Source organism: Erysipelothrix inopinata, assembly GCF_014396165.1.
GTDB classification, from domain to species: Bacteria; Bacillota_I; Bacilli_A; order Erysipelotrichales; family Erysipelotrichaceae; genus Erysipelothrix; species Erysipelothrix inopinata.
This window is the reverse complement of the sequence record NZ_CP060715.1, coordinates 1,937,265-1,950,361: the sequence shown is the minus strand read 5'-3', so window position 1 is coordinate 1,950,361 and position 13,097 is coordinate 1,937,265. Positions and strand designations below refer to the sequence as shown.

Here is a 13,097-nt window from a genome sequence, read left to right as displayed (position 1 = left end):
TTTGAGACGCAGTGCAAATTTTAAAGTATTAATGCTTTCAATCATTATGGCACTTCTGTTTCTAACAGTAGGTGTCAATGTTTTTGTAATGACGATATTTGGTCATCATTTTAACTCTGGACAAAACATTAAAAAGGTTACTGAAGGGGTTAGTATTGTATTACGTCCGATTCATGCGGAACGTGGAAAAATTAAAGATAGAAATGGAAATATTATTGCTCAAGATGTCACAACCTATACACTTGATGCAAAATTAGATACAACGCGTTTTAATGGAGATAAAACACCAGCACACGTAGTTGATAAAGAAGCGACCGCCGATGCAATATCTGAAATAGTGGGAATTGATCGTGCCGATGTTATGGCTCAATTAAATTCGACGTCACTTCAAGTGGAATTTGGTCAAAAAGGGAAGTATATTACAGCTGATCAAAAGGCTGCTCTTGAAGAAACAAAATTACCCGGTCTTGGATTCACGCCGATTATTGCGAGAATCTATCCTAATAATGAATTTGCTTCAGAACTTATTGGATTCGCAAAATATGATGAGTCTGAAAATGTTCGAAATATTAAAGGTCAAATTGGGATTGAAGCTTATTATGATAACTATTTACTTGGTAAAAACGGTAGTGAAACATTCCCTAAAACTGCGGGTGGTTACTTCATCGATGATAAACAAGTGATTCGAGAAGAACCTAAGAATGGCTCGGATATTAAGTTAACACTTGATCGTTCGATTCAAGATGCATTGTCGCAAGCATTACATGGAATGTTGGAAGATCCAAAAGTTCGTGCAGAAAAAGCTTGGGGTATTGTTGTAGAAGCAGATACAGGGAAAATTTTGGGATGGGGCCAAGCGCCATCATTTGATCCAAATGTTCTTGATATCAGTGAATACTTAAACTATGTGTCACAATCAACGTATGAGCCGGGTTCTACTATGAAAACCTTCACGGTTGCCGCTGCAATTGAAGAGGGTGTATGGCCAGATGAACAATCATTCTATTCTGGACCTTTCTATGTAGGGGTTAAAGATGGTAAAGGGGTACGTCTTCCTTCGCCTACTGGATCGATTCATACGATTACCAATGCTCAAAACATAAACTACGGAGATATTTCCTATAATTATGGTTATGTCCAAAGTTCGAACGTTATGATCTCAGAGTTATTAACAAGTCATTTAGATCCACTTAAATTTAAAGAGTACAAACATAAACTGGGATTCCATAAAGTTGTCGGTACAGATTTAGTTCCTGAAAGTGAAGGGGTGGAAGTACCGGAAAGACCTCTTGAGTTAATAACAGATGGATTTGGTCAGGGATCAACGGTAACCATGTTACAAATGGCTCAAGCTTATACGTCTATCATGACTGATGGAACAATGGTAAAACCTTATGTTGTGGAGTCAATCTCAGATCCTCAAACTGGACAAGTTCAATACGAGGGGAAAACTGAGAAAATTGGGAAAATATTCAAAGACTCTACTTCCAAAAAAATGAGAGATTTAATGCGTGATGTTGTTGCTCCTGGAGGATCAGCAATGCGTTTTGAAGTCGAAGAGACAGAAGTCATTGCTAAAACAGGGACTGCACAAAAAGTTGAGAATGGTATTTATTCTCCTACAGACTATATTTTTTCATCGGTAGTTGGATTCCCTCACGATAATCCAAAATACATTGTTTATACAGCTTATGAAGCAAAAATGGGACATAGTATTGATGCATCGGCTGTTTATGTTAAAGATATTGTGAAGAAAGTAGTTGCTACTGACAAGTACACACAAGTCGGTGGTGGTGATGTTGAGCAAATAAAAACGGATTATGTTATGAATGTTGTGAACTATGATGTAGAAAGCGCAACAAATAATTTAAAAGAAAAAGGTTACCAACCTGTGGTTATTGGTCAAGGAAATACTGTAATTAGTCAAGTTCCGTCCTCTAAACAGCAGGTTATAAGTAATGAGCGTATTCTCTTATTAACAAATGGAGAATCGATAACCGTACCAGACTTTACAGGCTGGTCGCGAAAAGAAATGACAAACTTCTGGGCTATAACGGGAATTCAAGTTGAAATGAGTGGTTCAGGATTTGTAAAAGATCAATCCATTCCAGCAGGAAGTGTGATTACTAAAGATCAAGTCATCAGTGTTAATTTAAGGTGATATTTGGTATAATAAGAAACTGAAATGAAATAAGGAGAAGGTAATATGGTAATCGGTATCGTAGCAATGTTTGTATCTTTTGTGGTAGCCCTTGTGGTCTATCCAAAATTTATTAAAGCATTACAAAAAATGGATGTAAAACAGCAAATTAGTGAGTATGCTCTCGAAGAGTTTAAAAATAAAAAGAAAACACCAACTTTTGGAGGGGTAATCTTTGTACTCGTACCTATTCTTGTTGCGATAATTTTTAATGGATTTAAGATGAATGCAGAATTGTTTCTTCTCTTATTTATTTACTTCGCTTATGCTTTAATTGGTTTTGTTGATGATTATAAAATTGTGAAAGAAGGGAAAAACGATGGAATCTCTCCACGTGCTAAATTCTTATCACAATTAGTATTAGCAGTTGTATTCTATGTTATCTATCAAGCAATTGGAGGCGATAATACAATTGTCATTCCTTTTGTTGATAAACCATGGGATATCGGACTTCTATATCTACCATTCGTTATGTTAGTACTTTCTGGAACATCCAATGCAGTAAATCTTACAGATGGTATGGATGGTCTTGCAGGCGGTACAGCATTAATAGCATTTGTTCCATTTGCTTACTTTGCATTTGCAGATGGTAACTACGGTATGTTTATGTTCATTCTTACAATTATCGGATCATTGATTGCTTACCTTGTTTATAACCGTAAACCCGCTCAAATTATCATGGGTGACGTTGGTTCCTTATCATTAGGTGCCGTCCTTGGTTCAATCGCAATTCTACTACACAAAGAAATTCTCCTTGTTGTTGTAGGGGGTGTATTTGTATTCGAAACACTCTGTGTTATTATTCAACGAACATCATGGAAATTGCGTCATAAACGTGTATTCCGTTATACACCGATTCACTATAGCTTTACACTGAGTGGATGGAAAGAAAAAGATGTTGTGAACTTCTTCTATATTTTAGGGCTCATTTTTATGGTTATTGGATTTGCCCTTAACGCATTATCATGAAGGCATTAATAATTGGCGGCGCACGATCGGGTTTAGGTTGTGCGCGCTTATTAAATCAACAGGGCTATGATGTCACACTTGCCACCAATTCTGACTTTTCCGAGAGAAGCGAAATTGAAGCATTAGGTATCAAAGTATTGTTAGACGATAAGGACATGTCCCTTGTCGACGCTTACGACGTAGTTGTGAAAAATCCGGGAATACCCAATGACCACCCGCTTGTATCGCAATTTGACACGGTTCTTAATGAAATCGAAATTGCATCCATGTTTTCATCAAGCTATGATTACTATGCTATTTCAGGAACAAATGGTAAGACGACAACAACGACCTTACTCTATGAAATGTTAAAAGAGAAATCAGATAGTGCCATGCTTGCTGGTAATGTTGGATACGCTTTAAGTCAACGTGTGTATGAAATAGGAAATGAGAAATGTGATGTCGCATTAGAAATCTCAGCTTTCCAAATGGAAGGAACACCGACATTCTCACCTAAAGTATATGCGCTTCTCAACCTCAGTCCAGATCACATGGATCGCTATGAAGAAGTTGATGATTACTATCTCGCAAAATGTAAGATTCTTCCTCGTGTTGGATTGTTTGTGAGAAACTTTGATGATAAGAATATTATGAGACTAACAAAGAATTTTGAAGGACCATGTATTAATATCTCCCTCGATAATACTGAAGCAGATGTTTATCGCCAAGGAAAACAAGTAATATACAAAGGCTCTGTTTTATTTGACATTGACGAATTGAAAATTGTGGGTGATCACAATATCATGAACGCCATGTTTGCCTGCATTCTTGCATTGGAGGCAGGTGTCACACTAAACCAGATACAAACGGTTCTCTACTCATTCGTTGGTGTAGAGCATCGTATCGAGTTTGTTAGAGAACTTCGAGGGGTACGATACTATAATGATTCAAAAGCAACAAATCCTGAATCTACAGAAGTTTGTCTGAAAGCTTTTGATAAACCGATTCTATTATTGGCTGGGGGTTATGATAAACATATCTCATTTGATTTGTTAAAACCTTATACACCAAAATTAAAAAAAATATATTTATTTGGCGATAGCGCCTTACAATTAAAAGAAATTTGGCCTGAGGCAATTATCGTGGAAACGATGATTGAAGCAATAAATCTTGCATCAAATGATGCTGTAAGTGGTGATGTTGTCGTCTTGTCACCAGCGTGTGCTTCCTATGATCAATTTGATAATTTCGAAGAACGTGGTAATATATTCAAAGAAACAATAAAAACTCTTCAATGAGAGTTTTTTATTTGTATGAAATCGTGTATGATAGGAGAGATGGAATGAGGTGGAGAACTTGGATTCGCAACAACTAAATTTACTAATAACACTAAGACTTCGCCAACTTCATAATAATGGATTGAAGGGAATTCTCTTTGATGATCTTGTTCGCATGTACCGTGATTTTATTTGGAAAAATGGTCAACCGGTGCATCTAAATGAAATCGCAAGTGATGTATTTAGAGTGTCCGATGAAACAATAGTTCGCTGGTTAGCCACTGAATCTAAAATTGATGGATACCGATACAGTTTAGAGGATTTTTTGCCAATGCTTGAGGATGAGGAGCTCTAAATGACACAAAAATCAAAACTTAACATTTTTTTGATTTTAGTATCTGCTTTCGTAATTTCTTTACTGATTGGAATATTGTCTTATGATTCAATCAAAACTGGAAATGATTTTGATTACAGTACGAAGTTGATTCTACAAACCAGTAAAGAAAAAGAATTACGATATTTTTTTGATGTACAAGCACGCAATGGAATTGAGAGTTCTGTTGAAAATATCGATGAGACAACTTATCTTGTTGTTTTAGGTGGCTTGGATGACGAAAAAACTTTCTATGAAAATTTAAATACGTCAATTCCCGATCTAAATCTGCTTCATGAAGCAACTTTTGGTTCGGAAATTAAACGTGCAAATATTGAACAATTTTTAAGTCTGTATATGACTTTATTTCTTTTTATAACGATTGTGTATTTATCGTATCGTTATAAATTTTTTGGTCTCATTGTTTCTTTAAATGTCGTATCGTCTGTATTACTAAGTTTGTACTTTACGCGATGGCTGGGTTATGCATTTACACGTTCAATCTGGTATGCAATGCTTATCTCGTATATGATGCTTGTCTATCAAAAACAAGTATATCTCAGTGATTATTCTGGAAATTCAATACGACAAGTGGTAGCCACAGAGAAGAACTTCCAAAAGAAATACTGGCGCAATTCACTAATTTATATGTCTTTTTTTGGTATTCTCGCAATTCTTTGCTCTGCCTACGGTGATTATGGTTTGAAAAGTGCTGCCTACTACCTTATTGCATTTGCAAGTATCAGTTTCTTCAATGCAACAGTTTATAATTTAGTGATGATTCCGTTTTTCGCAAGTCTCACAGATTATGAAGGATTGTTGACATTTAAGATGCGTACTCAAACTAACTTGGAACGCTTTCGAAAAAGACGATTTGATGCCGTCGTCATTGTATTCTTCGTCCTTGTGATGGTGAGTGGTGTTTTTTATTACACCCATGATCGAACACGAAACCTCGGAGAAGTAAAACATGGCAATTATCTAATAATCGAGAACTGTGAAACGCCAGAATACTTGGAAGCGCAAGCTTTGTTACACCGTATTGGTTTGTATGATTTTCAAGTAAATAGTGAACACAGTAATGACCATGATATTTGGATTCAGTTTGATCAAGAGATTCCGTTGAATTCAATGGACTTTGTGGTTACAAAAATAAGTACAGAATTAAATTTGAAAACAGCATTTTACCATGTTGATCGTGGGGAACGTGCTGTGTCGACACCTGAACTAATAAATATTGTTTTAATATTTATTAGTGTTTCCTGGCTCTTTGTCGGACTGAATTATGATTTGCGCGATACTTTGTTTATTCCCGCACTTTCATTTTTAACCCTTGGATTATTTTACATATTCAAACATATTTTTAATATTTCTGATGGCTATGACACGCTCTTCACTGCAGCATCAATTCCGTTTATTGAATTTAGTTACTATAGTTCCTATAAACGAATTATTTCAGTACAAGATCCAGAACTCTTCAAACGTGACTTCTTAGACTCGTTATCACTGAGTTTAACTATGTTCTTAATCATGGGTGTACCTATCATGATGATGGTTCCTAATGAATTATCAAATAGAAGTCTCTTCTTAATATTTATATTATTGTTTAGTGCTTATTTTGCACTGTTATTGATTTATTTTCTCTCTATGTTTATCAGAAAGTTGGCTTTAAAGTATGGAAAAAAATGAAATGGATATCCTCACACAAACCCTCCTGGAAAGTATGAATCTTACACCCGAGCAGTGGCATGAACTTGAACACCCTGAAAATCGTCTTGTTGAAAATGCAGCAATCACTGATTGCATTCGTTTCTTTGACCATGCAACCCAGCTTATGATTTGTGGTGATTATGACTGTGATGGTGTGATGTCGACATCACTTGCCGTCTTACTCGCTCGTAAATTAAATCTTGATGTTGGTTTTTATATTCCAAACCGTATTGAAGAAGGCTATGGTGTCAAAATTGAAACCATTCAAAAAGCGTATGACAAAGGTTATCGCGATTTACTCATTATAGATAATGGTGTAAAAGCTCAGAAAGAAATAGATTATGCTTATGAACTAGGAATGAATGTTGCGGTTATTGATCACCATATTATTGATGAACCGGTTAGAGTTGGTGCATTCTTGCATCCCGATGTCTGTGGTCCTTATGAAGCAACCATGTGTGCTACAGGTCTTATCTACTGCTTAGCAGAGACTATGGGTTATGCAGACGATTATATGGCAGCGATGGCAGCAACAGCAACCATTGCGGATGTAATGCCACTTTGGGGTAAAAACCGAGAAATTGTTATTAAAGGACTTGATGCATTAAATCGCAATCAATTTGAACATTTTGATCAATTGGTAAAGCGTACACGTTCAACCGAATACACAGCGAAATTACTTTCATTTCAAGTCATTCCTAAGATCAATACCGTGGGACGCATGAGTGATAAATCAAACGTGAACACAGTGGTTACTTATATGACATCGCAAGATCATGAGCTAATTACATCTTACTCTAAGCAATTAATCAGTCTTAATGAATACCGGAAGAAGTATAGTAAGCAACAACAGACACTTGCATTATCGCAAGTAGATTCTAAACAGTCTGTTAATATTATTGCGCATGAGAATTTCCATGAAGGACTCGTGGGAATCGTAGCCAATCATATTGCGCAAAAAACACTTAAACCAACAGTTGTATTGGCGGAGTATGATACCTACTATAAGGGAAGTGCTCGTTCCATGACGACATCCCTTCAAGTTTTATTTGAGTCTTTAGATCCTAAATACTTTGATGGAATGGGTGGTCATGACTTTGCATACGGAATGACAGTGCGAAAGGAATACTATGCTTCTTTCGTAAGTGATATTCAGAATACATTTGATGCACTGGATGAAAAAACAGATACGAATCAATCAATTATTCCTATTGATCCTGCATGGATTACTCAGTCTGCCATTCATAACCTCAAATCTTTTGAACCTTACGGTGAAGGATTTAAACTTCCGATGATTCAACTGGATATACCTGCTGATTATCGCGTTACTAATTTAAATGGTTATGGGTTCAAGTTTATTTTTGATAATTATGTGCTTGATGAAGCCGTATTCTTCACCCAACGCTATGATCGTTACCAACTAAATGGTATCAAATCATTGGTGGGTTCTTTAGATTTAGAATCTAATAAGACAGTACTATTTGTTGAAGAAATTAATTCGTAGTATGATATGATAATAAAAAGGAGGGCGCTATGAAAACAATCTTAGTCAGTCTTATCGTAAACAGTTTGTTGTTTTCAACAGGCTCATCACTCGTTCATGTTGAGGATTACAAACGTCCCTCAAATGAATTGAAACCTCAAGTTTCTAATGTTGAAACACCAACTAATAATCCCGTTGAATTGGATGAAAATGCTTTAACCATTAACAAAACAAGTTACCAGTTAACAGAAGGTCAAAATGAAACGATTGCTTATAAAGTAAACTATGAAGGGGAGTACAAACTTTCTTTCACAAGTAAGGATGAATCGATTGCGACAGTCTCAAATAAAGGGATTATAACTGCAGTGAAAGCAGGAAGCACCCAAGTAGTATTAGTGTTAGAAGCAAATGGAAAGACTATCGAGAAAACCGTTGATGTAACCGTGACAGCAGCGAAGGGTAGTGTTGTATTTGCGGATCAAGAAGTATACATTGTGCGTGGTAGTGAAACAACACTAAACTACTCATTATCGAACAGTTCTTTGAGTGAGTCGAATATCATATGGAACTCATCAAAACCCTCTGTGGCGACTGTAGAGAATGGAAAAATTAAGGGACTATCCATCGGAGAAACGACGATTTCCGCAACAATAACTGGAAATAAAACTACTGTAAAAGTTATCGTTACAGTGCCCCTTCGCGAAATTAAGTTTAATCCTGAAGAAATTGAAGTGTCTGTCGGCGAAAAAATTGAAATTCCCGAACTAATTTATGTACCTTATGATACATCTTCAAAAATTAAGCCAACTTTAGTTGTGGAAGATCCTACTATTCTAGAAATTGAAGACCAAGAACTTGTCGGACTCAAACTTGGAACGACAACTGTTAAAGCAAATATCGGCAGAATTGTGACCGAACTTAAAGTCAATGTTATTCCTAAGAAAACAGATACCGGAGCCAGCGTTATTCCATTAGAAGTAGAACAGACAAATGAAAACCAATTGGTACTCTCAGCCAAAGAATATGATTACAAAAAAGGTAAGAAGTATGCTTTTGAATTTCCAAAAGAGGCAATTCAAGAATTTGTGAGTGAAAATAAAGAATCAGAAATAGTGATTGTTATTGAAGAAGCATTGTTGAAAGAAAATATGAATGGCATTGATTCAATAACATTAACTCAAGATACGTTAGAGGGCATTGAGTATGATTCTTTAACCTTGCGTCTTATCAACAGTGCAAATAGACCCCAAGTAGGTTTTGTTATTAAAGAACCACTCAAATCTGATTTGAATCTCAAATACTCGCTAACTGAAATTAAAGATAGTTCAAAGATTTATCCTAAAGTAGGAGGTAAGAGTTATCGTCTTCAATTTCAACCAATTAAACAAGAAATTGGAGTTATCGTCGACGCTGAACTGCTAGAATCCAACCTGTCTACCATGCACTTCTTATATAAATACGATGAAAAAGAAAATAAACTCATTGATACAAACCAAGAAATTGTAACCGATAGTTCTAATAGCCTTAGTTTTAATGTCGATTCCAATGACTATATTATTACGTTCAGTCGTATATCACGAACCAATGATAAATCATTGATTATTGGACTGCTTGTCACAATTATTGCAATGGGTGGTATCTCAACATTTATTTATATTAAACGCAGTAGGAAAAAGAATAATTTATGATATAATGATTTGTGTACTTTGGAGGAAACTATGGACTTAAAAAATTATATTGCATCTATTGAGGATTTTCCAAAAGAAGGCGTGTTATTTAGAGATATTACGCCCCTAATGGCAAACGGTGAAGCATTTGCTGAAGCAACAAGACTCTTTGTTGAATTTGCAAAGAAAGTCGGAGCGGAAGTAATTGTGGGACCGGAATCCCGAGGATTTATCTTCGGATGTCCAGTCGCTAATGAATTAAAGATTGGATTTATTCCAGTACGTAAACCTGGGAAATTACCTCGTGAAACTATTTCTTATTCTTATGATTTGGAATATGGATCAAATGAACTTCACATGCATAAAGATGGCATCAAACCTGGACAGAAAGTTCTCATCATTGATGACTTACTCGCTACAGGAGGTACGATCGAAGCAGCTGTCTCTTTAGTAAAAGAGTTAGGTGGAGAAGTAGTCGGATGTGGATTCTTAATTGAACTCCTCGACTTAAATGGTCGTGACAAATTAACGGATACTGAAATCTACACAATTATGCAATATTAAAACGAAGCACGTCTTCGTTTTTTTCCAAAATAAGATAGGGAGGTCGTCATATGAAAAATGAGAAAGATATCGATTTTAATAAGGTTTTAAATGAGTGTAAAGAATATATTTCATTGCCTGAAAACCTTGATTTAATCACGAGAGCTTATTACTATGCTGAAGAAAAACATGACGGTCAGTACCGTAAAAGCGGTGAACCCTATATTATTCATATTCTTCATGTTGGTTATATCCTTGCTAATTTAAGAATGTCTCCAACTACGATTGCTGCAGGTTTATTACATGATGTCATTGAAGATTGCGATGTCACAAAGGATGAACTTGCTAAAGCATTTACTCCAGAAATAGCAGAGCTCGTTGAGAGTGTTACCAAGATTGGTAATATTGAATTTAAAGATGAAAAAGAATATCTCGCTGCCAATCACCGTAAGATTTTTATTGCGATGGCAAAAGATGTTCGAGTTATCTTCATTAAATTGGTTGACCGTCTACATAATATGAGAACACTCCAATATCAAAGTCCTGAAAAACAACAAAAAATTGCAGCAGAGACACTTGATGTTTATGCTCCGATTGCCCATAGACTTGGACTTGGAGAAATTAAAAATGAACTCGAAGATATCAGTTTCTCTTATCTCCATCGCGATAAGTACTACGAAATTGCGCGTATGGTTGATTCTCGTAAAGCTGAAAGAGATGCTCAAGTTTCAATTATGATTGAGAACTTCGCGAATCTCTTAATGGAAAATAATATTAAGTTTAATATTTTTGGTCGTTCAAAGCACTTATATTCAATTTATAAGAAGATGACGACCAAACATAAGCGATTCGACGAAATTCTTGACTTGTTAGCAATCAGAATTATTACTGAAACAGAACAGAACTGTTATGAAATCTTAGGACATATTCATGCAAACTATCGCCCAATCCCTGGACGACTCAAAGATTATATTGCGATGCCAAAAATGAATATGTACCAATCACTCCATACTACAATAGTAGGTGAAGATGGTATGATTTTTGAAGTTCAAATTCGTACTTATAAAATGGACGAAATTGCTGAACGAGGAGTTGCTGCTCACTGGCGTTATAAAGAAGGTCAAAATAGAAATCAAGAAACGTATCAAAAAGAGATTGAAGATCGACTCTCATGGCTTCGTGATTTCAATATGATTACAGAAGACATTGATTCGGATGCTGAAAATTATATGAATTTGCTTCAAAAAGATATCTTTGAAGCGAATGTTTACGTCATGACTCCTAAGGGACGTGTTATTGATTTACCTAATGGGGCAACACCCATTGATTTTGCCTATCGTATTCATACAGAGGTGGGGCATCAAACTGTTGGAGCCATTGTAAATGGAACCCTAGTTCCCTTGAATACGAAGCTTAAAACAGGGGATGTCGTTCAGATTCGAACGAACAAACAATCAACTCCAAGTGAAGACTGGCTTAAGGTTGTGAAAACAGCTCATGCCCGTAATAAAATTCGTTCCTTCATGATTAAAAAAGAACAAGACGATCGTGAGCATATGATTACTAAAGGGGAAGCAACCTTTAAAGAAGAATGTAAACGTCGTAATATTGATGAAAAAGAATTACGCAGTAGCAAACGATTTGAGTCAGTTCTAAATCAATTTTCAGTCAATTCTACCGATGATCTCATGTTTGCTATCGCAAGCAAGTCATTATCAATTCCAGCACTCTTTGAAAAACTCGATACTAATCGTACGCCAATTGAAGATCAAGCTAAATTTGAGAAAGTATTCCAAAGGAATCAAGAATCAAAATCACGCAGTGATATCGGTGTTAAGGTTTCTGGAATCGACTCCATGATGATAAGCCTGAGCCAATGTTGTAATCCCGTTTATGGAGATGACATCGTAGGTTATGTTACAAAGGGGAGCGGTGTTAAAGTTCATCGACGTGACTGCCCTAATATTGCGAACGAAAAGAGTCGCCTAATTGATGTCCACTGGGATACAGACTTTGATAGTGGAAGCTATGAAGCTGTATTGACATTACTATCAACGGACCGGAGCTTCTTGCTTACGGATCTTGTAACTGTAGTGTCGCAACTTAAAGTTAAATTAAATGCTGTAAATTCGGAAGTAAATGATGATAAAGTTCATGTTACAACAACCATGCGCGTTGTCGTCAAAGATGCTGAACATCTGAGAAATTTAATTGCGAATTTAAGAAAAGTGGACAGCGTGATACGAGTAAGTCGTGTTATTTTATAGGAACTTCTAGTGAAGTTCCTTTTTTGATTGAAAGGAAAAATAATGACAAAACTAGTTATATTAAGAGGTAACAGTGGATGTGGTAAAACAACGGTTGCTCATGCACTACGAGATAGATTAAATGTTTCGACGATGATCGTATCTCAAGATGTCATTCGTCGAGATATATTAAATGTTAAAGACACCGTAAATAATAATTCAATACCACTCATGAAACAAATTATTTCCTTTGGTATCAATCGTTATGAGGTCATAATTCTTGAAGGAATCCTGACCTCATCCAAATATAGAGATTTCTTATTAGATCTTGAGACATTAGATGTTGAATGCTACTATTTCTATTTTGATGTTTCTTTTGATACAACTTACAAACGACATCTTCTGAAACAAACTGATGAGTTTGGTATGCAAGAATTAAAAGCATGGTGGGTTGAGAATGATGTCTTAAATTTACAGAATGAATTCCTCATATATGATGATGCCAATCTTGAATCAATTATCAATAAAATTACGAGAGATTTAGGGTATTAAGAAGTCATTGATTTGACAACTGCGCCAGTTTTATGAATAATAGTGTAGTGAAAAACGAGGTGACGTTATGATCCGTTATTTAAAACAGTTCAAAAATG

10 protein-coding genes are annotated in these 13,097 nt (G+C 35.8%); all 10 read left to right on the top strand.

The features are described 5' to 3' along the window. Position 1: 1 nt before the first annotated feature. From H9L01_RS09470 to H9L01_RS09425, 10 genes are read left to right on the top strand one after another with little or no spacing between them, the layout of a single operon-like run. Entirely contained in the window at positions 2-2,161 is a 2,160-nt protein-coding gene (locus H9L01_RS09470) for a penicillin-binding protein (RefSeq protein WP_246448996.1), read from the top strand. Positions 2,162-2,206: 45 nt separating this feature from the next. Further along, entirely contained in the window at positions 2,207-3,169 is a 963-nt protein-coding gene (mraY, locus tag H9L01_RS09465) for a phospho-N-acetylmuramoyl-pentapeptide-transferase (protein ID WP_187533711.1), read from the top strand. Continuing rightward, a complete protein-coding gene (gene murD, locus H9L01_RS09460) occupies positions 3,166-4,446 on the top strand; it encodes a UDP-N-acetylmuramoyl-L-alanine--D-glutamate ligase (protein ID WP_187533710.1) in 1,281 nt (426 codons plus the stop codon). The genes mraY and murD overlap by 4 nt, the downstream gene beginning before the upstream one ends. 49 nt (positions 4,447-4,495) lie before the next feature. Beyond that, positions 4,496-4,780 (top strand): post-transcriptional regulator, encoded by a 285-nt coding sequence (locus H9L01_RS09455; RefSeq protein ID WP_187533709.1) that lies wholly within the window; start codon positions 4,496-4,498, stop codon positions 4,778-4,780. Then, positions 4,781-6,487 (top strand): hypothetical protein, encoded by a 1,707-nt coding sequence (locus tag H9L01_RS09450; protein ID WP_187533708.1) that lies wholly within the window; start codon positions 4,781-4,783, stop codon positions 6,485-6,487. Then, on the top strand, positions 6,474-8,012 hold the full coding sequence (locus H9L01_RS09445; RefSeq protein ID WP_246448993.1) for a DHH family phosphoesterase: 1,539 nt from the start codon (positions 6,474-6,476) through the stop codon (positions 8,010-8,012). Before H9L01_RS09450 ends, H9L01_RS09445 begins: the two co-directional genes overlap by 14 nt. Before the next feature lie 29 nt (positions 8,013-8,041). Continuing rightward, positions 8,042-9,679 carry an Ig-like domain-containing protein gene (locus H9L01_RS09440; protein ID WP_187533707.1) on the top strand — a complete coding sequence of 546 codons (1,638 nt, stop codon included), beginning with the start codon at positions 8,042-8,044 and terminating at the stop codon, positions 9,677-9,679. 30 nt (positions 9,680-9,709) lie between these two features. Continuing rightward, entirely contained in the window at positions 9,710-10,222 is a 513-nt protein-coding gene (locus tag H9L01_RS09435) for an adenine phosphoribosyltransferase (RefSeq protein ID WP_187533706.1), read from the top strand. A 50-nt stretch (positions 10,223-10,272) separates the two neighbouring features. Next, positions 10,273-12,468 carry a RelA/SpoT family protein gene (locus H9L01_RS09430; RefSeq protein ID WP_187533705.1) on the top strand — a complete coding sequence of 732 codons (2,196 nt, stop codon included), beginning with the start codon at positions 10,273-10,275 and terminating at the stop codon, positions 12,466-12,468. Between the two features lie 42 nt (positions 12,469-12,510). After that, complete coding sequence (locus tag H9L01_RS09425; RefSeq protein WP_187533704.1) at positions 12,511-12,999, top strand: AAA family ATPase; 489 nt, start codon at positions 12,511-12,513, stop codon at positions 12,997-12,999. Positions 13,000-13,097: the final 98 nt, after the last annotated feature.